Source organism: bacterium (assembly GCA_009926305.1).
Classification (GTDB): Bacteria; Bdellovibrionota_C; UBA2361; order UBA2361; family RFPC01; genus RFPC01.
This window is the reverse complement of sequence record RFPC01000050.1, coordinates 1-20700: the sequence shown is the minus strand read 5'-3', so window position 1 is coordinate 20700 and position 20700 is coordinate 1. Positions and strand designations below refer to the sequence as shown.

Below are 20700 nucleotides of genomic sequence, written 5' to 3'. Positions count from 1 at the left end.
GTTTCGCTCCGCTCAACAGCTGGCCTGATAACGGAAACTTAGATAAGGCTCGCCGATTGTTGTGGCCGATCAAGCAGAAGTACGGACAACAAATCTCATGGGCTGACTTGATGATCTTAGCCGGTAATGTGGCTTTAGAGACCATGGGCTTTGAGACCTTCGGATTTGCTGGTGGACGCGCTGACGTATTCGAGCCAGAAATAACGAAGTCAACTAATTCGCGAGTTGGAAGAAATACAGCATCACCCAATCTCGCTGGCTGAATAACCCCAGGAATCACTTTCATTTCATCCAGCGAAACTGAGGTAAAGAGATTTATGATGAGATCGAAGTCTGTATCCTCAGACGCCGCATAGCGCATCTCAACGACCTGCCCTATGATGGCATATGTCAGCCTCCCAAGAACAACATAATCTCCTATACTTACTGAAGCCTTCGACCGGACTTTGAGATCTTGACCGTTTCCTTGGACGACTCTTACCACGACCCGAGAAGGAGCAACTTGTATGACCTGTCCAAGCTGTCGAGAGATATCGAAAGGAAATATCTTATTATCGGCCATTAGGCTTGTCGTCGGTTTGTTTCTGCTCATGAAGCCGTCTTTTTAAAGTGCAATTCGTCTATACACTCACCCCATTATAGAATCATCGGACAGGAGCTCTCCAGTGCTAAATGATATTGAGCGAGATCGATAAAATGTTTTCTTCATACTCCGATTGAATTTCTCTCTTGAACTCCTCCAAACAGCTCTGAATGTAGGAAATTTTACCACTAATGAGTGCAAAACCGAGAAGTGTTCTCTGTATTTTCGATTGATAATTAAGCTCGGAAGCAGAAAGTTGATATCCCCGAATACCTCGCTGCAGGAGGGGTTTAATAATACGGCGTTTATCTTTTAGCGACTGCGCTTGAGATAGACAAAGATCTACTATCAGAACTCCAAGATGAGCGGGATACAACTCAGGGGCTGCCGTCTCCATTTCGTTTCCTCCTCTCTTGCATCCTCTTACCCCATCACACTGTGCAAACTCTCAGCACGGTGACCAAAATAAAGACACCACATTACAGCACATTTCTGTCATAAAACACTGATTTCAATACATTACCAGTTGGCATGTCTCTTGGATATAACATCTTAGCCTCGTTGAGAAGACCGCATACTCTGGAGCAGCAAAGAAAAGTAAGACTCGATAACAGAATACTGGGAGGCAATTCTGGAGTCTTCTCTCGCGACAACAGCCCCTTCTCGCACAAGGAGTCGGCCTAACAGCAGACAACTGAACCCCTAACCACCCGAGTACTCTTCGTACTCGGGTTTTTTCCATTTCTCACAAGACTGCCCTCATGGGCTATAAGGTGATAGGACAGCACACCTGCATCTTTGAAACAATCAGCGTTCCAAACCGCAATACAATATCAAGAGAAATAGGACGTTCCATTTCTGATGGCATCTTAAAGAATTAATGGCACCATGGAAGTTGTGCTTGAAGTTCCGCGAAGATCTCCTCCAAAGAGGCAGCAGCTGGTATGAATACAACTCCAGATCCTGACCGAGCTGCAAGAGATTTTGCAAATTGCTCAAGTCTTTGCACCTCAAGAAAGCTCTCTTCATTGAAACCAGCGAAACTTTCTGGGGAAGGGATACCATCATCTCCCCCTAAAATGGGGATTCCCCGTATCTCCTGAATAAGAGCATCATCAGATGACTGGTCGCTTTCAGGTGAAATACTATCGGAGCCGCTCCAATCAAGGGCTTCCAGATCATATTCTCTGACCTCAAAATCTATTGGCAACTTTCGTTCTTCCCTTTTCTTTTTAAGGCACACTGGTGTTCTCACGGCCTCCTCTTCCTTCGGAGGAAAACTTGCTCCCTCATGATCATCCCCAGAAGTCGAAACACGATTCGATTCACTATCATCTCTTGTAAAACCCGAACTCAGACCAGAATTCGTCGATACAACCGACTGATCTTCAATAAGAGCCGACTGATCTTCAATAAGAGGTTGAGAACCCAGTGCTTCTTCCCCAAGAAGCGCCGTTTCCTCAAAGACATCAGGAGAGGTTCCCACCAATACCAGATCATGGCCATTTATATTGACCACAACCGGTACATTGCCAAAATATGGAACGTAGCATCTGCTCATATAATTCATTTAAGACCTCTGACCAAAAACTACAAGGGCTCAGCAAATTTTTCTCATAATATTCTCACTTCCATCTTATGACCCTCTCTTCAGCCGAATATGGGTATACGTACCCCCTTTTGTCATGTGAGAAACGGATATAATCTCTAGAAAGCTATGAACTTTTTTGAACATCAAGAACGAGCATTCAAGAAGACGCGATTATTATTCGGGATTTTCGCGATAACCATATTACTGCTTATTTGCGGAATATATGGCATCATCTCTCTTGTTCTCTGTTCTTCGACGGAAGCTCCCATCCAATTTCAACCAAAGCTCTTTCTAGCCGTTTCTATCGGTGTACTTCTGATTGTTAGTCTTGGAAGTATCTTCAAGGTGATTAAGCTCCGCACTGGAGGAGGCGCTGTTGCCGAAGCACTTGGGGGCATACGGGTTCCAACAGATAGTCAAGATCCGCAGTTACGGACTCTGCTGAACGTTGTTGAGGAAATGGCGATTGCATCAGGCATAACCGTTCCCCCAGTTTATCTTATTGAACAAGACTCTATTAATGCCTTTGCGGCAGGATATACCTTAGACTCAGCGGTCATTGGTATTACGCGTGGCGCACTCCAGCAGTTAAATCGAAGTGAACTGCAAGGAGTGGTTGCTCATGAATTCAGTCATATATTGAACGGAGATATGCGTCTCAATATTCGGCTCATTGGTCTGTTACATGGCCTCCTTATCATTTCTCTTATCGGTCGACGGATCCTCTTTTCAGTAAATCAACGGCGCTACTATTCATCATCTGGGAAAAGAGGAGATTCAGCACTACCGCTTTTGGTTGGTCTTCTGTTGAGCATAGTTGGGTGGTTGGGAGTATTAGGCGGACGCCTCATCAAAGCTGCAATTAGTCGACAACGAGAGTTCCTAGCCGATGCTTCCGCTGTTCAATTCACACGGAATCCACACGGTATTGGCAATGCCCTCCGTAAAATTGCTCACATAACAGCAGGCTCACGGATTCAACACCCTGAATCAGAGCAATTTAGTCATCTTTTTTTTGCGACTGGCGTGACAGCGAGCTGGTTGCAACTGCTTGCTACTCATCCGCCACTCATCGAACGAATCAAAAGAGTTGATCCTATTGGGTCAAGTGAGAACGTCACCCTTTCTGAAACGAGCAGTGCACCTGGGACTACAGTGGAAGCACAGTTGAATCCCCTTGCTACTTTTTCACCTCCGGGCTGGACACAAGAAGTTGGTACCATACTTCCAGAGCACCTTGAAAATTCAAAGACATTAATAGCAGATCTTCCGAAAGAAGTTGCAGCGCTGTCTCGCACACTGAATGGAGCACAGGCACTTATTATTCATACTCTTCTTCATCATACTGATTCGCAACTAGCATCAATCCCCAAAGAGATAGAGGTTGAAGAGGATATAAATCATGCTTTCATAAAAATCAGAACGCTGCTCTCTGATTCTCCTGTTCCGTATCTTGAGAGAGTCCTGCCGTTAATCGAGATAGCATTAGGTACGTTATCCTCTATGCCTCAGGATGACAAAGAGCGATTCTTGGGAATAGTAAAAGACATAAGTGCACTCGATGGACAGATTAGTCTTTTTGAATACATGCTTCACCGTATGTTTCAAAACCACTTTTCTAAGCACTCTTTGGGTCACAAACACTTTCCAAAACGAAAAACTTTAGAGGCAATCCATACACTTCTATCACTTTTTGACCTACACGGTTCGCATGAGCACAAGGGTATTGGATATCGGAAAGCGAGAGAATCTTTTTACCCAGAGCTTCCAGATAGCCTCATAGCTCCACCAAAAGACGTACTAACTCTTTTGGATAGCTCTTTAACCATCCTTGAGGGTCTGCCTCCTAAAGGAAAAAGAAAGCTCCTTTCAGCCGTTGAAGTCATTATTCATCAGGATACGTCAGTATCTCAGACAGAACTAGAACTCTTTCGCACGATTGGCGCGACTCTCCAGTGTCCCGTTCCTTTGCTAAAGATCTCAACTGCCACTTGAAGCATAACTGAAACGGAATTCGGTTAGACGAACCCACCTATAGAGAGTAAGTAGGCCAGCTGCACTAAACCTATGAGAAATCCAAGCACAGCTCCAATAACTTCTATGAAGCGAAACTCTCGTCTCATAATCGCAAAAAGTATCTCCTCAAGCTTATCTGAAGAAAAGTTCAGTACCTTTTCTTCGACAATTTTATGGACATCCAGATCTGCCTCAATTGAGCCAGCAAGCTTATCCGTCACTTCTTTCAGAAATATCTTTAACTCGCCGACAAAAGTCTGCCTCACGGTTTGAACCAGATCATCATTTAAAACAAAGGAGATCATGGGAATCACCTCTGGCAGCCGTTGTCGAATAACTTTCTCGATATGATCACTGATGAGGTCTATCATCTCTTGAGATTGGGCTGCATCTTGAATATGCGATATCACCTCATTCGCTGAGAAGAGTTCCTCCGAGACGATATGCCCAAGTTTTTCAGCCAAAGCCCGCTGCCGCTTGGGGAATACCCCATGGAGTTCAAAAAACAGAAGTCGATAGGGCTTGCGAGGATGAAATAGCATTTTCACCGCTATAAAATTGGTTACCCAACCAATTACGGCACCGACAAGGGGAAGTACGAATAGGGGTAGGACTTCTGAATCGATATTAAAAAAAAGAAGAATGGTTTCCATAGCCTGCCCACGTTACACATCCTCTCTCCCTGTTTCAAGCGCTCTTTAAAATAGAGAACCCCTTTACATTGCAGAGTAAGCCATGGGTATTTATATCAAAATATTGAATCTCGAACTCCCGTAGTAGCAAAAAAGAGCGCACATACCATCGTCTTATTCACATTCCACTTCAGAGCTCGACCTCCTCTCTGACCATAATCAGAGACGCTATTATTGAACCTTGTATATTAGTCTCGGTTACCAGCAGAGCTCTCACACACGCCATGATTATAGATGAGGAGAACAAAATGGAGTCCTTAGTCATCGTCTCAGATAAGGATGTTCGTCTGAGATGTCAGCTTATAAATCAGCTTCAGGAGTTCATGGTAGACGTCATTTTCAAGGAGTTTTCATCAATCCAAGAAGCTCAAAAATTCTTGAATTCTCATAGCAGACCCATTCCTACCCTGTTGTTCACGACGGAGCTCCCACCTGAGAACATACGTCAAGAGTATGAGGATGGAGCAATTCAAGATATTGAATCAAGTATAGTGGTCATTTTCATCTCTGAGCAAAGCATTACGACAACTGCCGAGAGCGACTTCGCAGCTCAACCGCTTTTTTTTATGAAAAGAGAAGAAATGCGTTCTCCGTTACTCAAGCCTTTTGTGTTACGTCTTGTTGATATTAGCCTTCACCGAAAACTTAAACTTTATCAAGATTCAGCTCGCTCTATTCGGAGTCACATGGGAACGCTACAACATGAGATCAACAATCCCATAGAAGTGCTATTAGGCGCCGCTTATCTGCTTCAAAACGGGGAGAGCATTACAGACCAACAACGGATCGCCGCTCGCATGGTTGAAAAGAGCGGACGGCGAATCAAGAAGGTTGTAGACACGATATGCACTGCTCTAGAGCAAGGTCGTCCCCTTGAGTCTGTCATCAAAGGAGGAATCTCACTCTTTCACATACCCGATGGACCTGAACAATCAGGAGACAGCCCCGCCAAGCGGAACTGTCAAGAAAAGTTGTAGCGTATCCCCTTCTACAGCTTGCTTAAGAGAGGCAGTAGAAGAGATATGAGGTAGGATTACGAGGCGTGTATTCTCGTCCTAGTTCATGTAAGGCATTAAACCGAGGCTCTGCGCTCTTTTGATCGCCTTTGCGACTTTCCTCTGGTTATATGCTGAAAGCCCAGTCATACGACGAGATAGAATCTTTCCTCTGTCACTAACAAACTTACCGAGGAGCGCAATATCGCGATAGTCTACCGACTTGGACGGATCTTCCATGAACGGGTCCAACTTCTTTTTGCGACGGAAGAGCTGCATCCTTTGAATTGGGGGAAGAAACTCTCGCTTCCTTTCGCTGCTTCCGCTCGCTGAAGGCGCTCGTGACGTCGCTCCGCCAGCTCCACCGCCCTTTCCTCGATCCTCACATACTCTGATCGGCCGACCATTAATCTCTCGCTCATTCAACTGATCGGTTGCGCGTTGAGCTGCGTCATCAGAACTCATCTCTACAAAAGCGAATCCCTTGGACCGTCCCGTCTCTCTCTCAGTTGCCAGGGTCAGACTGACTGGCTCTTCTATCTCTCGAAAAGCCTCAAGGAGTTGTTCTTCTGTTACACTAAAATCAAGATTACTGACGAATAGTTTCTTCTTCATGCTATCCTAGGTTGTTTTGCTATAATTGTTCTTCTTACTAACACTAAATTCTCACTTGGACTCTACTACCGCTGGTACTCAACCTCCAGCTTCCGCCCTAACTACAGCTTCCGCCCTTCAGCCCTCTCCATTCATTCGATCTGACCTCAGGCCAGCTCAACGAGGAGAAACGACTCGCACCGTCCAAAGGTCAGTAAGTTAGAGGTGTTAGTACTGAAAGTCAAATATCGGCCTCTAAAATTGTGACAAGTCCTTCTTGTAGCCTTTTCCTTTTCAGAAACCTCCCCAAGAGAGACTCATACTCTTAGTTTCACTAATGTTTCTCGTTTGTAGCCACTTTCCCATCCCTCCCCGTTCTAAAATAATAACTATCGTTTTATCAGCCAGAACAGGAGCAGACTTATCGGTCTTTTACGAGCCAATCTACTTAAAAAAAACAACTTTTTTATCCTTAGACTTGGATTTCTATTGACCCTTGAAAATCTACCGTTTATTAGCTTTAGGTGTATTAAACTAACGGAGTATTTCCTTAGTTATTACAATAGCTTTTAAGGATGTGTTGGCACACCATTTTGTAACTAGCTGACACTTCAGGATTTTTTTAAAGGAAGTTTCCTATGAGTAATTCCAACGCATTAAACCGGTTCCTAGCAGACTCAGACGAAGAAGAAGGAGAAAATCAATCCCCCGTCAAAGCTGAGAGAAATCTGTTAGCAGCCGTCCTTTCACGGGCGATCTGTGATGCGTTTGGAACAGCTCATTGCGAGCGACACGTCGTCAGAAGTGCACGTCAGTGGCTCTTCGGGAAGCTCGCTCCGAAAGAACCCTTTAGTTTTGCTTGGGTGGCTCTTCACCTCGATATGGATCCGGTCTCACTGCAACATACACTGCGAACCTATGAAGATGCTCCTGATGAAATTCAAGAGCGACTTGTTTTGCTTCGATAGAACTCGCGAACCTTTAGAAATCCATTGGCCTTTAGAAATCCATTGGCCTTTAGAAATCCATTGGTCGAGAATAGCGGGAACGCGCTGAAAGCGAAAAGGCTTCGAGCCTCTGGCTTAACAGTGGTCACTCAGCCCAATTCAATGCTGTTGCTGAACGCAGCTGTTGCTCAACCCAATGCTGTTCCGTGAGTACTGGGAGGGGTTCCTTAGAACTCTTCACCGAAACTTTTTAATCAAACTGGGGAGGGCGTTTCTCTTGAACCGCTCTAATGCCCTCAATAAATTGGTCACTGGCATAGTTTTCACTTTGACACTCTGCCTCTCTTAACAGTGCGACCTTCAGCTCCTCCTTATTACCACGAAGCGTATTCAACAACTGCTTCGTTGCCAGTGGCCCACATCCAACAATTTCGGTTGCAATACTCACGGCTCGTTTTACAACAACATCCGCAGGACAACACTCCCGTGCTAGACCGAAATCAATGACATCTTTTCCTTGAACAATTCTTCCCGTGAGTAACAGCTCCAGTGCCGCTGCTTCTCCTACCACCTTTTTTAGGAAAAAAGTTCCGCCCATTCCAGGATGCAGCCCCAAGCGAGTAAATGTCATACCGAGCTTAGCCGTATCTGAAACAACCCGAATATCACACGCCAAAGCCAGGCAAAGACCAGCACCAATAGCATGACCATTAACTGCAGCAATCAGCGGAATATCAAGATCTCGCACACACAGAAACTTATCGTAAAAATCGAGCATCCGAGCTTTATTCTCTTCAGATGACAACTTGGTTTTTGCCTCTAACATTTCCAGATTCCCACCCGCTGAAAAGGCACGCCCAGCCCCCGTAAGAATGAGTGCTCGAAGAGACTCTCCTTTCAATTCTTGCACTTTCTTCTGAAAAACAAGCGCCATGGCTTCATCCATGGCATTCAAAGCCGCTGGTTCTGCAAGGGTTAACACCCCTATTCCTTTCCTTACTTCTTCAAATATTACTTCTGGCATGAAACTACCCCTTAAAAGCCACTCGGTTGACTATAACATGGACTTGCCATGTTGAGCCAAGCCCAGAAGCTCTCTAAAAATCTTCTGCTACAGCAGCGCTGACACACTCGAAGAGAACTCCCTTGAAATAATCTAGGAATAGGGCGATACCTTTGGGAGGCTGAATCACGAGATGGCATAGGAACGCAGAGAATAGAACGCAAGCAATATGGTATCTGACCTTCAAGAATTTATTTCGATCCTTCGAGCTGAGGGCGACCTCTGTGAGATTACTGCACCCATATCACACGACCTAGAAGCTGCTGAAATCCATAGGCGAATCATTGAGCAAGGTGGTCCAGCGCTTCTCTTTCACAACATTCAAGGAGCCGCTTTTCCTCTCGTAACCAATCTGTTTGGCACAAAAAAACGAATTGAACTTGCCTTCGGAAAAAATCCAGAAGAGTTAATCTCGCGCATTGCTCAACTCCCGGAGACTCTCTTTCCTCCCTCGCTACAAGCTCTGTGGAATGAAAGAGATACTTTTTTTCAACTTGCTAAGGTAGGAATACGAAGGAAACAGTGGTCTCAATCATCTCTTATCGCAGATACTCCACCTCGCTTGAGTCGACTTCCCCTCCTAAAGACATGGCAGGAAGATGGCGGGGCTTTTATTACTCTCCCTCTGGTCTATACAGAGCATCCCGAAAAAGGAATCCCGAATCTCGGCATGTATCGAATGCAACGGTTTAATGATCATGAGACAGGCCTACATTGTCAGATTGGAAAAGGTGGGGGATTCCATCTTCACGTTGCTCGGGAACGTGGAGAAAGCCTTCCCGTCAACGTTTTTCTCGGTGGGCCGCCAGCACTCATTGTATCAGCTATAGCTCCGCTTCCGGAAAATGTTCCGGAACTTCTACTCTGTTCATTGTTGATGGGTAAAAAACTTAATCTTACGAAAACTCCCTTCTCATCTCTTCCAGCCGTGACCTCAGCCGAATTCACTCTTGTTGGAGAATGCAACCCGCTCGAAAGTCGGCCAGAAGGTCCTTTTGGAGACCACTATGGATATTACTCTCTCAAGCATGACTATCCAGTTTTTCGTTGCCATACGCTTATTCGGAAGAGAAATCCTATCTGTCCGGCAACTGTCGTCGGAAAGCCGAAACAAGAAGATTTTTACCTCGGTGATTATTTGCAAGAACTTTTAAGCCCAATATTCCCGCTCGTTATGCCCACCGTTCGTGATCTCTGGTCTTATGGCGAGACGGGATATCACTCCCTAGCAGCTGCTGTAGTGCACGATCGCTACAAACGAGAAGCAATGGTCTCTGCCTTTCGAATCCTCGGAGAGGGTCAGCTCTCGCTGACAAAATTCCTACTTGTCGTTGACCGGCCACAAGACCTGAAAAACTTTTCAACAGTACTTGAATATATTCTCGAGCGCGCAGACTTCCGTACTGATTTATACATATTTTCAAATCTCTCTATGGATACGCTCGACTATACTGGCCCTGAAGTAAATAAAGGAAGCAAGGGAGTCCTGTTAGGAGTTGGCGAGCCCATTCGCCGTTTACCGAGCCAGTTCTCTGGAGCATTACCAAAGGGCATCGAAAATGCTCTGGCATTCTGTCGTGGCTGCCTTGTATTGTCTGGAAACTCATACCAAAAGGAAAAAGACCTCGCTCAAAGAATTGCAGGATATGAAGGATTTTCAGAATGGCCCATGATTATTCTCGCGGACGATGCAGAAAAAACGGCGCAAAGCTCCAGTTATTTCTTATGGCAAAGTTTTACTCGTTTCGAGCCTGGAGCTGATATTTTCTGCCATAAGAAAGAAATTCACAGAAATCATCTCGGATATACAGCACCAATTGTCATTGATACGCGTATGAAGCCAGGCTATCCGGATGAGCTCATATGTGACCCCGATACCAGCGAACTCGTTGATTCACGATGGAGCGAGTACTTCTCTCAGTAGGTATAGCCTGCTATCCTTAATCTTATGATAGATTTTTCGGCTATTAAGGCAATCTTTTTCGATGCTGATGATACCCTCTTTGAAGTACGGGGAAGTATCGGAGAACATTATGCAAGCCATCTCAGTAATCATGGCCATAATATTACCGCTGCAGAGATTGATAGTGTCATCTTCCAAGCTTGGCAACGGATGTCTTCGAGCTATGACAATAGAGAAGAAGGCTATGTCACCGACCATGCACGGGACGATCACGTATGGCAAGAGTTTCTTTCAAATGTAATGCATGATGTCGGTGTACGAACGCCATCAGACGAATTACTTGCCGACATCTATGGAGCATTTGCAAAAGCGTCAAGTCGGCAACTCCTGCCTTATGCGGAGCAGCTTCTTGAAGCTCTTTCGCCACATGTAGCCCTAGGAATCCTCACCAATAATGATAGGCGCATTCATCAACTCATTCCAGAACTCGGATTGGCAAAGTATTTCCAACACATATTTTGTGCCAGTGATATAGGATACAAGAAACCTTCTCATAAAGTATTTATGGGGATTACGGAACAACTGGGAATCACAACACGAGAAATTCTCTATATCGGAGATTGTCCTAAAAATGATGTCGCAGGAGCAGTCAATGCCGACTGGAACGCCATCTGGTTAAATAGAGGCTTAAATCCGTTTAGTGAAAGCAAAGCGGAAGATTATCCTGAAACACAGGCCGTTCCAACGATTCATTGCTTTTCGGAGCTGCTGGAAAAACTCTATCAATTAAAAGAGCCTACTGAATAATCACCTCGCCAAACGCCAATCTCCTTGGGCTCTATAGGAAAAATACGAGATTGACTCTGGCTCAACTGAAACCGCAACATTTCTTCAAATTCAGTTCTTTGCACTTCATGCGCGCCGAAACTCGCCGTTAGTGGCGTCATGACTTGACAATCAATCCATGACACGGAATGAGAACGCAGATACGAAACAAGAAAACAAAAACATAACTTCGAGGCATTGTTACGGATATGAAACATTGACTCTCCCGCAAACATTACGCCAAGACTTACTCCATAGAGTCCACCGACAAGCTGACGTCCGTCATAACATTCAACGCTGTGAGCATACCCGGCTTCATGTAATCTTAGATATCCTTCTATGATGTCGTCTGTAATCCATGTCCCAAGCTGTCCATCTCGATTCGTACTTTGCTGACAAGCAATAATCGTTGATTCAAAATCTCGATTTAAAAATATCTCAAGGTCATGTCGCTTCAAAAAACGACGCATGGAACGGGATAGAATGAACTGATCAATCTCTAGAATTGCTCTTACAGGTGGAGCAAACCAAGTCAGAACCTCCCCCTCTAGCGGCCATGGAAAAATTCCTGATCTGTAGGCCAGGAGCAGTGTTTCAAGGTCAACATCCCCACCAATGGCAAGCAGACCATTTTCATCCGCTAAATGACTCGGGGGAAAGCTTGTAACCACCATGAGACTGTTCCATCATCAAAACTACTTCTCGTAGAAGCATCCGTCAAAACTGGCGATTGCTCTCTACAACAGTGTACAATTAGTATAGAAGAAGACTCTCTCTTGGACTAGCGATAGAGAAGCGAGAGAAAAAACTAATTTGCCACAGCTGTAGGTATACCACAGAAGCTTTGGCGTAAACTGTTGTCTGGCATACACGGTTCTTATGACTTTGACGCCTACCTCGATGCACGATGAATATCACTTCACGGATACTGGTTCCTCAGAGGGGGGAATAGAGACTATTTCAGATATCCGTACCCGTCTAAAGAAGCCGAGACTCTACAAGGTGCTATTACTCAATGACGATTATACAACTATGGATTTTGTAGTGATGATTTTAGAGGGGATTTTTCTTAAATCTCCAACCGAAGCGGCTCGAATTATGTTAGAAGTACATCACAAAGGCTCGGGGCTCTGTGGTATCTATCCAAAGGAAATTGCTGAGGCAAAAATTGTAGCTGTTGAAGCCAGAGCACGAGAGGAAGAGTTTCCTCTCCGATGTGTTATGGAGGAAGAATAGTGTTTAGTACCGAACTTGGCTATACCCTCGAAGCTGCTTGGCGTGAGGCATCTACTCGCTTGCATGCCTATTTTACTCTAGAGCATCTGTTGTTAGCGCTCTTGGCAGATCCGGAGGTACATAAAATTCTGAAGAATTGTGGAGCTACTCTTCAGGAACTGAAAGCAGATCTAGAAGAATTTCTGGAGTCTCACGTAGAAACCGCCACTGGTTCAAGTGCTGAGCGTGCTGAGCCAGTTCAAACACCTGCCGTTCAAAGAGTATTACAAAGAGCGATCCTCCATATGCACTCCTCTGGCAAACAGTTTATCACTGCCTCTGAAGTGCTCGTTGCTACTTTTAGTGAGAATGATTCTCACGCCGTATTTTTTCTGAGAAAACAAGGACTAGAACGAATTCATATTCTTGACTACATATCGCACGGTATTGCTCGTGATACTGACTCTGATCCCCGCTATGAAGAAGATGACAGGTACTCAGAGGATGAATATATCGATGAGTACTCAACAGATGGAGATTTCTATCATGACGCTCCAGAGGCAAGACGACGATCTGCTCTCGAGACCTATACTGAGAATCTATCCCATGCAGCAGAATCTGGAGAGCTTGATCCCGTTATCGGAAGGGAGGCTGAAGTAGAAAGAGCTATACGGATCCTGAGTCGGAGACAGAAAAATAATCCCCTCTTCCTCGGTGCACCCGGTGTTGGCAAAACTGCTATGGCACATGCTATTGCGCTGCAAATTCTCTCTGGTCAGATACCTGAAGCATTGCGTAACGCACAAGTCTACTCTCTTCATATTGGTTCACTGATTGCTGGAACAAAGTTTCGAGGAGAGTTCGAAGATCGGATACGGAACATCACTCGTGAACTTCTGGAACAAGACAACGCTATTCTTTTTATTGATGAGATCCATACAATCGTTGGGGCGGGCTCCACGGGAACTGGTAGCGTTGATGCCTCAAATTTTCTTAAGCCGCTTCTCTCAAAAGGCACATTCCGCTGTATCGGAAGCACTACCGATGAGGATTACAAAAAATTCTTTGAAAAAGATCGGGCTCTCACCAGACGCTTCACCACTATTGAGCTTGAAGAGCCCTCCTCGGAGACCACCGTTAAGATTTTGGAGGGGCTCAAAGAACGCTTCGAGGAGCATCATGCAGTTAAGTTTTCTCGCTCTGCCCTGCGAGCTGCTGTAGAACTTTCCGCAAAGCACATCACAGATAAAGCATTACCAGATAAAGCTATCGACGTTCTCGATGAAGCCGGAGCAGCAAACTCTATTCGTCTGCCTTCAAAGCGAAAAAAACAAATCACCGATACAGATATTGCAGATGTGGTATCACGAATTGCAAAGGTACCAGTAAAAAAACTGAAAGGCACTGATGAACAGAAGCTTCAAGACTTAGAACATACCCTGAAAAGCAAGGTATTTGGTCAAGATGATGCTATACATGCGATCGTCCTCGCCATGAAGAGGGCTCGAGCCCTACTTCAATCAGAAGCAAAACCGATGGGAAGTTTTCTCTTTGCTGGCCCTACGGGAGTTGGAAAAACAGAATTAGCGAAAGTACTTGCTCAAGCTCTCGGCATCCACTTTCATCGGTTCGATATGAGTGAGTATATGGAAAAACACGCTATCTCACGACTTCTTGGAGCACCGCCAGGGTATGTCGGATACGAAGAAGGTGGTCAACTTACCGACCTGGTAAGGAAGCATCCCTATGCTGTTTTACTGCTTGATGAGATTGAAAAAGCACACCCAGACATATTCAATGTACTTCTCCAAGTAATGGACAATGCACAGGCAACGGACAATCAAGGAAGAAAAGCGGACTTCCGTAATATAATTCTCATCATGACCACTAATGCTGGATCGACTGCCGCGAAGGGCATTGGTTTTGGCAAACAGGAGAGTAACGATCATAGAGAAAAAGCAATTAAAGAACTTTTTCGTCCCGAATTTAGGAATCGCCTTGACGACACCATCCACTTCCATTCGCTTCCCCTGCCGGTGGTGCGGTCAGTAGTTCAAAAGTGTATCGATGAGTTAGAATCGCAGCTTTCCTCTCAGAAGGTTTTATTCACTCTTTCCCCTGAAGCTCTTGATTGGCTTGCAAAACATGGGTTTGACGAAGAGTTAGGAGCACGACCGATGGCACGGATAATTCAGAAAGAGATTAAAGACCAGCTTGTCGACGAGCTCCTGTTCGGAGAACTCCGAAAAGGAGGCACCGTCCTAGTGGATGAGAAGGAAGGAGCCCTTGTGCTGAGCATTCAGAAAGGCAGCTAACATTTTCTGACGAATAAATTGGTTCCGAATATACGATTGATATTCACTTCCCTGAAAACCTATGGTTCACTATCCTCCATGAGACAAAAACCATATCAATCCGTCCTAGAGCTTATCGGCAACACTCCAATGGTTCAGCTCCATTCATTTGATACGAATGGGTGTGAGCTCTATGTCAAGTTAGAGCAGATGAATCCAGGCGACTCGATTAAGGATCGCATTGCATTACGAATGATTGAGGATGCCGAGAAATCAGGAGCTCTAAAGCCCGGGGGCACAATTGTCGAGGCAACCTCTGGAAATACTGGACTGGGTTTAACACTTATCGGGAAACTAAAGGGATATCACGTCATACTCGTGATGCCAGATAAAATGAGTGTAGAGAAAATATCGCTACCAAAAGCATTTGGAGCAGAGGTACTACTCACCCGCTCTGATGTAGAAAAAGGTCACCCCGAATACTATCAAGAAGTAGCTGAGGCGAAGGCAAAAGAGCTTGAAAACTGCATTTACATGAATCAGTTCTGTAATCCGAGCAATCCTGCCGCACATTACAATTCTACAGCTCCTGAGATCATTAGTCAGATGGACGGCAAGGTAGACGCAATTGTCTGTGGAGTTGGTTCTGGTGGGACCATCACGGGAATCAGTAACTATTGCGCTGAACATTCGCCGAATACAGATATGGTTTTGGCAGATCCAGCTGGTTCTATTCTCACGCATTACATTAAGACGGGTGAAATGGAAAAAGCTGGGTCATGGCTAGTTGAAGGGATGGGAGAAGACTTTATCCCTGATATCTGCGACCTCTCTCGAGTCAAACATGCCTATACCGTCTCAGATAGAGAAAGCTTTCTCACGACGAGAAAGCTTCTTCTGGAAGAGGGGATTTTAGCGGGAACCTCAGCCGGCTGTCTTGTTGCGGCAGCCGTTAAGTACTGCCAAGAGCAAACAGAGCCAAAGCGGGTAGTCACATTTATCTGTGATAGTGGTAGCCGATATTTAAGAAAAGTTTTCAACGATTTTTGGATGATCGAGAACGGCTTATTGGAAAGAGAGGTTACTGGTGATCTGCGAGATCTTATCAGCCGACGATTTGATGAAGGCAGTGTAGTGACAGTATCGCCAGACGACACCCTTACTACGACACATAACAGAATGAGAATGTACGATATCTCACAATTACCAGTTATGGAAAATGGTCGTATTATCGGGATCATTGATGAGGAGAATATCCTCTTTGCGGCTCGAGAAAGCAAAGAAGCCTTTTTAGCGCCCGTCTCAGACTTCATGGTAACAACACTCAAGACTCTTCCCCGCACCGCGGCTCTCGATGATGTCATCTCTCTGCTTGATTCAGGATACACTCCCCTGATTTCCGAAGGAGATTGCTTTTTCGGACTTATTACTCGCTCTGACGTCATCAACTACCTGAGAATTAGCAATATGAGACAGGAGCTCTCGTCTTGAGGTAGTCTCGGTCGCCCTACTCATATATCTCTCAAAAACTCCGTAGATAGCACTCTCGTAGCAGCTTTGTCAGAGAGCTCTCGCCAGTGCAGCGGCTCCAAGCAGTCCAGCCCCGTCATTAATCAGAACCTTCAGCGGTGTGTCTTGTACTATCGGACTCATACGCCCCTGCCTCAAGTACTCCTCAACTAAAGCACCATCTTGTAACTTTGGAAGCAGTTTTGGAGGTATCCCCCCCCCAAGAAATATTCCGCCCGTGCATAAATTATAGAGAACACAATTGCCCGCTAAACCACCGAGTATTCGGGTAAACAACTCAAGTGTCTTCACTGCTCGCCGAGATTCACCAGCCAATCCTATTTCCGCTATCTGTCGAGCACAATCTTCTCCCTCAAGATGAGCACCATCTGCATAATCAGATTGCGTACCCAGAAATTCATAGATATTTTCAATACCTGGTCCACACAACACCCGTTCATAACTCACCCGTTTCTTAAACTTCTGAAAAAGAAATCTCAGAAGTTCCAGAGACAAATCATCTCGCGGCGCAAAATCAATATGCCCGCCCTCAGACTCAAAAATTTGCCATGTATCATTTATTCTTGCTGCAAAAGAATGTCCAAGTCCTGTACCAGCGGCAAGAACCGAGAAACGATCCTTTGCATACTGATTGCCACCGGCATGGAGCGTACAGAAATCACTGCTTCCCAAAAGCGGAATCGCTGCAGATACAGCATAGAGGTCATTCACGATACGAACTCGGTCAATCCCTAACACCTTTGCGACAGAGTCCTCAGAAAAATGCCATGGCAGGTTTGTAAGTTGAACTGACCCGTTTTTTATGGGTCCAGGAACACCAAGACAAACAGATTCAACTTTGACTCCCTTCTGTCTTACAAAAAGCTCCAGAGACTCTTCAAGTGAATCAAATTCCGAACTGGAGTACCGTTCCTGTGCCTCGATACAGAGGTAGTTACCACTAGAACTATACAGGCCGAGTCGTGTTGACGTTCCACCAATATCACCCGCCAAAAACATAGTTCTCCTCCCGCGATATCCGCCTAAGCACTTATGAGTATTCTTTAGTTCATCCGAAAAGAAAATAGCATGCTAACTATCCATCCATCGACCCCACTTCCCAGTCGATAGCAGCGACTCCATATTGCTCAAGCGCAGCATTTGCCTTAGAAAAATGCTGGCAACCGAAGAACCCTCGATGTGCTGAAAGCGGTGATGGATGCGGCGCTGCTAATACGGTATGTCGGTCTCCGTCAATCATTGAACCCTTCTTCTGGGCATAAGCTCCCCATAAAAGAAACACAAGACCATCACGCCGTTCATTGAGCTCTGCAATAATTCTATCCGTAAACCGCTCCCATCCTCGATTCGCATGGGAACCCGCCTGTCCAGCTTCAACAGTCAGAACGGAATTGAGTAGCAATACCCCCTGCTGGGCCCAGCCTTTAAGACACCCACTTGAGGGACGCTCCATTCCAATATCGGCCTTAAGCTCTTTAAAAAGATTTTCAAGCGACGGTGGAAATGCAATCCCATCGGGCACCGAGAAACAGAGCCCATGCGCTTGTTTGGGGCCATGATAGGGATCTTGTCCCAGTATCACTATTTTTACCTCCTCAAACTCTGTGAGCGACAGCGCACGAAAGACATCTGCATTGCTTGGATAGATTGCTTTTCCCGAAGCTCTTTCATTTTCCACAAACGCTATTAAGTCAGCAAAATATCTTTTCTGCCTTTCACCGTGTAACACTTCGCGCCACGTTGTCGCCTGTTTTTCCTCTTGCATAGCCTCCTTGGTCAATTATCCTTTAGTACTCTCGATTTTCCTCTATTTCCTCAAACATACGAATGTAGGACTCAAATCGAGACGCTGGCAGTAACCCTGCCTCGACAGCATCCTTTACACCACAACGCTCTTCCGCTACATGACTGCAATCGCTAAACTCACATTTTTGCGCATAATTCATCACATCTGGCATTCCTGACTGTAGTTCTCGTCTCGAGAGGCTCCCAATTCCAAAACTCTGAACACCTGGAAGATCTACAATAAATAAGTCCGCTCTTGATTGAGATCGTGACTCAAAATCATGCTCCCGATAATGAAATGCTTCAGCCTGAGATGTTGTCTGCCGTCCAGAGCCTGACTTTTCACTCACCTCTCGAGTTGGCCTTTGAGCCTTCGGTATCAATCGATTAAGAAGAGAACTCTTTCCAACCCCAGAAACACCAACAAGACTAACGACCTGTAACTTGGGCTCTCTTAAGCGATTCAATAAACTCTCTATCCCATGCTCTTTCTTTGCACTTGTCGTGAGCACCTCTATTCCAAGTTGTTCATAGACAGAGATAAGATAGGTACTGTACTCATCAAGTCCGAGATCAAATTTGTTGACAACGAGGCAACTTGGTATTCCCTCAAGAGTCGCCACACAGAGCACCCGATCGATAAACCCTGGCTGGAACAACTGACCGATAGCTGTGACGATGACCAGCAGATCTATGTTCGAAGAGAGGTACTTTATTTTCTTTCCATAACGACGCTTTAGGCAGTTTTTTCTCTCCGCATATCCTTCAATGAGATACTCTTCCTTCTCTGCTGAAAACTGCACACGATCACCGACTGTTATGTCGAGTGCCCGGGTCTTTACTGTCCCTTGCCGCTCCACTCCATGCCGATCGATAAAAAATACCTTTCTGCGAGTTGTCGAGGTAACAAATCCAGTATTGTTGTCATTCAGCCAGGTAATTGGGGTGGATAAACAAGATGACATAAAGATCAAGAGCCAGTCGGAATACTTTGTTCTTGCAAAAAATAGTCACGCACTGAGGATATCAATTCAAGTATGTCAGCTCCCAGCCTCGGCCAATTGACTGTAGCTCCATATGCTTCGATAAAAATTGATAAGAGTGAAAATACTACTGGCGCTAAAAACACAGGGATGATGCCTTTGACTTCGATGCCTGGTAAGATCTTCACTAAAATCCAAAAAACAAGAGCATTAGCACACAAGAGAAGCATTGCATGAAATGACAATGAATCCGGGAACTGAAAGAAAAGAGCGGCACTCCACAGATGCGTGTTGATGAATGCCAGCGCTAACACCGCGAGCATTGGCCCTAAAATGCTGGTTATTTTCAAACCTGGAATCATCAGCGCGGTAATAACCATTGCGATTACCTGAAAGAACCAACGCTGAAATGACAAAAATGTAAAAACTCCAACCATGGCCTGTTTTTATCCCTCAACAAGATATCCACCCTAGTGTAAAGCTCTTTCTCTCGGTTTGCTACCATCTTCTTGAGAGAAGAAGTCGACCAAGGATTTTGGTATGAGACGGCACTATTTCAGGCGAGTGTTCTCCAAAGGAGACGATAAGTGATATAATTCGGACTATTCTACTAGAAATCGCACTAAAGAGTGGTTAGAAGGGGAGATAAACAATCTAAGGGGATAAAAGCAGTCAGTCTATGAGTAAAATTTTTTGGTATTCATATCATCCCATGAAAAATGGAGTGTACACAGGGTCAAAAAGTACGGGCAGAAGGAATTCACCCTTATCACCAGGACTCATCTTTTTGCTTGTGATTATAGCGCTGATATTCTTAGCGCCCCGTCTTGCCTTAGGGTTCTTCACCATTTTACTCCTGTTTTTTGGAGCACTCGTTCTTATCGCTGGTTTCACCATCTGGCGAGTCAGGAGGAAAATACTCAAGGATTTACAGTCATTGCAGAAAACTTTTCGTTCCTCATCAGCCTCCTTCGACAATACTCAGGAATCAGTACAAGAATTCACATTCTTCTCACACGACACTGCTACCAGTAGTGACAAGAGGCAAACAAATGATACTGGGGTACGCACATACGAAATTGATAATGATTCGGTCGAGGTCTTGGATCCCGAACCAGGAAGCGAAGTAAGAGGGAGTAAAGGCTGGTTTGACCAGCACAAGAAATAGCTTGTTCGATCAAATTATTATGAGAAATGAAAAAAGACTGGGTGTGCCCAACACACTTTAGACGTATTGCTCCTCGTCTGAGCCGCTTTGTATGACAACTTTTCCTTCGGCTTCAAGTCGTCGTACCACATCAACGATGCCCTGTTGAGCCTTTTCAACATCTTTGAGCTTCGTTGGTCCAAGGATTTCAAGGTCTTCTCGAATCATTTCACCGGCACGTTTGGAAACATTTCTAAATAAAAGCTCAGAAAGTTCTGGTGATGCAGTTTTAAGGGCTAATACCAATTGATCTCGTGGCACCTCTTTCATAATTGCCTGTATGCCCTTGTCATCAATAGCCTTCATATCCTCAAATGTGAACATGAGATTTCTGATTTGTTCGGCCATCTCAGGATACATTTCTTCAATCTCACTAATGATTCTCTCTTCATTATTACGATCTACAAAGTTTAAAATATCTGCCGCTGACTTAGCACCAATCACTTCCTCTTCGTTCTGTGAAGCTGAGCGAAGTGT

20 protein-coding genes and 1 pseudogene are annotated in these 20700 nt (G+C 45.1%); 10 read left to right on the top strand and 11 right to left on the bottom strand.

Annotated features, from left to right (window positions below; translation table 11 throughout):
* Positions 1 to 200: pseudogene (locus EBR25_08980) on the top strand (hypothetical protein).
* A 468-nt stretch (positions 201 to 668) separates the two neighbouring features.
* Here the strand turns inward: EBR25_08980 and EBR25_08975 are convergent.
* Together EBR25_08975 and EBR25_08970 are read right to left on the bottom strand one after the other, a co-directional pair.
* The gene (locus tag EBR25_08975) at positions 669 to 980 is read right to left on the bottom strand and encodes a DUF503 domain-containing protein (GenBank protein ID NBW41122.1); all 312 of its coding nucleotides are present in this window, start codon (positions 978 to 980) and stop codon (positions 669 to 671) included.
* A 480-nt stretch (positions 981 to 1460) separates the two neighbouring features.
* Positions 1461 to 2153 (bottom strand): hypothetical protein, encoded by a 693-nt coding sequence (locus EBR25_08970; GenBank protein ID NBW41121.1) that lies wholly within the window; start codon positions 2151 to 2153, stop codon positions 1461 to 1463.
* Between the two features lie 147 nt (positions 2154 to 2300).
* On the opposite strand from EBR25_08970, the gene EBR25_08965 reads away from it, so the two are divergent.
* The gene (locus EBR25_08965; GenBank protein ID NBW41120.1) at positions 2301 to 4169 is read left to right on the top strand and encodes a hypothetical protein; all 1869 of its coding nucleotides are present in this window, start codon (positions 2301 to 2303) and stop codon (positions 4167 to 4169) included.
* Positions 4170 to 4192: 23 nt separating this feature from the next.
* Here EBR25_08965 and EBR25_08960 read toward each other — a convergent pair whose 3' ends face one another.
* Positions 4193 to 4843, bottom strand: coding sequence for a DUF445 family protein (locus EBR25_08960; GenBank protein ID NBW41119.1), 651 nt, complete (start codon positions 4841 to 4843; stop codon positions 4193 to 4195).
* A 263-nt stretch (positions 4844 to 5106) separates the two neighbouring features.
* Between EBR25_08960 and EBR25_08955 the strand changes: the two genes are divergently transcribed.
* Complete coding sequence (locus EBR25_08955) at positions 5107 to 5859, top strand: hypothetical protein (protein ID NBW41118.1); 753 nt, start codon at positions 5107 to 5109, stop codon at positions 5857 to 5859.
* 78 nt (positions 5860 to 5937) lie between these two features.
* On the opposite strand, the gene rpsR is transcribed toward EBR25_08955, so the two are convergent.
* Positions 5938 to 6492, bottom strand: coding sequence for a 30S ribosomal protein S18 (gene rpsR, locus EBR25_08950; protein ID NBW41117.1), 555 nt, complete (start codon positions 6490 to 6492; stop codon positions 5938 to 5940).
* Positions 6493 to 7109: 617 nt separating this feature from the next.
* On the opposite strand from rpsR, the gene EBR25_08945 reads away from it, so the two are divergent.
* Positions 7110 to 7439: a hypothetical protein gene (locus EBR25_08945; protein NBW41116.1), complete on the top strand. Its 330-nt coding sequence runs from the start codon at positions 7110 to 7112 to the stop codon at positions 7437 to 7439.
* Positions 7440 to 7668: 229 nt separating this feature from the next.
* On the opposite strand, the gene EBR25_08940 is transcribed toward EBR25_08945, so the two are convergent.
* Positions 7669 to 8442, bottom strand: a complete 774-nt coding sequence (locus tag EBR25_08940; GenBank protein ID NBW41115.1) for an enoyl-CoA hydratase/isomerase family protein — start codon at positions 8440 to 8442, stop codon at positions 7669 to 7671.
* Positions 8443 to 8650: 208 nt separating this feature from the next.
* Between EBR25_08940 and EBR25_08935 the strand changes: the two genes are divergently transcribed.
* A complete protein-coding gene (locus EBR25_08935; protein ID NBW41114.1) occupies positions 8651 to 10405 on the top strand; it encodes a UbiD family decarboxylase in 1755 nt (584 codons plus the stop codon).
* Between the two features lie 24 nt (positions 10406 to 10429).
* On the top strand, positions 10430 to 11191 hold the full coding sequence (locus tag EBR25_08930) for an HAD family hydrolase (protein NBW41113.1): 762 nt from the start codon (positions 10430 to 10432) through the stop codon (positions 11189 to 11191).
* On the opposite strand, the gene EBR25_08925 is transcribed toward EBR25_08930, so the two are convergent.
* On the bottom strand, positions 11167 to 11883 hold the full coding sequence (locus EBR25_08925) for a leucyl/phenylalanyl-tRNA--protein transferase (protein NBW41112.1): 717 nt from the start codon (positions 11881 to 11883) through the stop codon (positions 11167 to 11169). The genes EBR25_08930 and EBR25_08925 overlap by 25 nt on opposite strands.
* Before the next feature lie 226 nt (positions 11884 to 12109).
* Between EBR25_08925 and clpS the strand changes: the two genes are divergently transcribed.
* The 3 genes from clpS to EBR25_08910 all read left to right on the top strand — a co-directional run bounded on the left by clpS (position 12110) and on the right by EBR25_08910 (position 16209).
* On the top strand, positions 12110 to 12445 hold the full coding sequence (clpS, locus tag EBR25_08920) for an ATP-dependent Clp protease adapter ClpS (GenBank protein NBW41111.1): 336 nt from the start codon (positions 12110 to 12112) through the stop codon (positions 12443 to 12445).
* Positions 12424 to 14739 (top strand): ATP-dependent Clp protease ATP-binding subunit ClpA, encoded by a 2316-nt coding sequence (gene clpA / locus EBR25_08915; protein NBW41110.1) that lies wholly within the window; start codon positions 12424 to 12426, stop codon positions 14737 to 14739. The genes clpS and clpA overlap by 22 nt, the downstream gene beginning before the upstream one ends.
* Before the next feature lie 78 nt (positions 14740 to 14817).
* Complete coding sequence (locus EBR25_08910) at positions 14818 to 16209, top strand: pyridoxal-phosphate dependent enzyme (protein NBW41109.1); 1392 nt, start codon at positions 14818 to 14820, stop codon at positions 16207 to 16209.
* A gap of 69 nt (positions 16210 to 16278) precedes the next feature.
* Here the strand turns inward: EBR25_08910 and glk are convergent, their stop codons facing one another.
* The 4 genes from glk to EBR25_08890 form a co-directional block, all read right to left on the bottom strand.
* Positions 16279 to 17247: a glucokinase gene (gene glk, locus EBR25_08905; GenBank protein ID NBW41108.1), complete on the bottom strand. Its 969-nt coding sequence runs from the start codon at positions 17245 to 17247 to the stop codon at positions 16279 to 16281.
* A 76-nt stretch (positions 17248 to 17323) separates the two neighbouring features.
* Positions 17324 to 18013 (bottom strand): uracil-DNA glycosylase, encoded by a 690-nt coding sequence (locus tag EBR25_08900; protein ID NBW41107.1) that lies wholly within the window; start codon positions 18011 to 18013, stop codon positions 17324 to 17326.
* Positions 18014 to 18035: 22 nt separating this feature from the next.
* Positions 18036 to 18998: a ribosome small subunit-dependent GTPase A gene (gene rsgA, locus EBR25_08895; protein ID NBW41106.1), complete on the bottom strand. Its 963-nt coding sequence runs from the start codon at positions 18996 to 18998 to the stop codon at positions 18036 to 18038.
* Positions 18999 to 19003: 5 nt separating this feature from the next.
* On the bottom strand, positions 19004 to 19453 hold the full coding sequence (locus EBR25_08890; protein ID NBW41105.1) for a hypothetical protein: 450 nt from the start codon (positions 19451 to 19453) through the stop codon (positions 19004 to 19006).
* 242 nt (positions 19454 to 19695) lie between these two features.
* Here EBR25_08890 and EBR25_08885 point away from each other — a divergent pair, with 242 nt between their 5' ends.
* Positions 19696 to 20184 carry a hypothetical protein gene (locus EBR25_08885; protein ID NBW41104.1) on the top strand — a complete coding sequence of 163 codons (489 nt, stop codon included), beginning with the start codon at positions 19696 to 19698 and terminating at the stop codon, positions 20182 to 20184.
* A gap of 57 nt (positions 20185 to 20241) precedes the next feature.
* Here the strand turns inward: EBR25_08885 and EBR25_08880 are convergent.
* Positions 20242 to 20700, bottom strand: a 459-nt coding sequence (locus EBR25_08880; GenBank protein NBW41103.1) for a flagellar motor switch protein FliG, incomplete at its 5' end; no start/stop codon positions are given.

Bases quoted from the DNA above. Each gene is read 5' to 3' on its own strand.
- EBR25_08975 (NBW41122.1), bottom strand. From the start codon at position 980: ATGGAGACGGCAGCCCCTGAGTTGTATCCCGCTCATCTTGGAGTTCTG.
- EBR25_08970 (NBW41121.1), bottom strand. From the start codon at position 2,153: ATGAATTATATGAGCAGATGCTACGTTCCATATTTTGGCAATGTACCG.
- EBR25_08965 (NBW41120.1), top strand. From the start codon at position 2,301: ATGAACTTTTTTGAACATCAAGAACGAGCATTCAAGAAGACGCGATTA.
- EBR25_08960 (NBW41119.1), bottom strand. From the start codon at position 4,843: ATGGAAACCATTCTTCTTTTTTTTAATATCGATTCAGAAGTCCTACCC.
- EBR25_08955 (NBW41118.1), top strand. From the start codon at position 5,107: ATGATTATAGATGAGGAGAACAAAATGGAGTCCTTAGTCATCGTCTCA.
- rpsR (NBW41117.1), bottom strand. From the start codon at position 6,492: ATGAAGAAGAAACTATTCGTCAGTAATCTTGATTTTAGTGTAACAGAA.
- EBR25_08945 (NBW41116.1), top strand. From the start codon at position 7,110: ATGAGTAATTCCAACGCATTAAACCGGTTCCTAGCAGACTCAGACGAA.
- EBR25_08940 (NBW41115.1), bottom strand. From the start codon at position 8,442: ATGCCAGAAGTAATATTTGAAGAAGTAAGGAAAGGAATAGGGGTGTTA.
- EBR25_08935 (NBW41114.1), top strand. From the start codon at position 8,651: ATGGTATCTGACCTTCAAGAATTTATTTCGATCCTTCGAGCTGAGGGC.
- EBR25_08930 (NBW41113.1), top strand. From the start codon at position 10,430: ATGATAGATTTTTCGGCTATTAAGGCAATCTTTTTCGATGCTGATGAT.
- EBR25_08925 (NBW41112.1), bottom strand. From the start codon at position 11,883: ATGGTGGTTACAAGCTTTCCCCCGAGTCATTTAGCGGATGAAAATGGT.
- clpS (NBW41111.1), top strand. From the start codon at position 12,110: ATGCACGATGAATATCACTTCACGGATACTGGTTCCTCAGAGGGGGGA.
- clpA (NBW41110.1), top strand. From the start codon at position 12,424: ATGTGTTATGGAGGAAGAATAGTGTTTAGTACCGAACTTGGCTATACC.
- EBR25_08910 (NBW41109.1), top strand. From the start codon at position 14,818: ATGAGACAAAAACCATATCAATCCGTCCTAGAGCTTATCGGCAACACT.
- glk (NBW41108.1), bottom strand. From the start codon at position 17,247: ATGTTTTTGGCGGGTGATATTGGTGGAACGTCAACACGACTCGGCCTG.
- EBR25_08900 (NBW41107.1), bottom strand. From the start codon at position 18,013: ATGCAAGAGGAAAAACAGGCGACAACGTGGCGCGAAGTGTTACACGGT.
- rsgA (NBW41106.1), bottom strand. From the start codon at position 18,998: ATGTCATCTTGTTTATCCACCCCAATTACCTGGCTGAATGACAACAAT.
- EBR25_08890 (NBW41105.1), bottom strand. From the start codon at position 19,453: ATGGTTGGAGTTTTTACATTTTTGTCATTTCAGCGTTGGTTCTTTCAG.
- EBR25_08885 (NBW41104.1), top strand. From the start codon at position 19,696: ATGAGTAAAATTTTTTGGTATTCATATCATCCCATGAAAAATGGAGTG.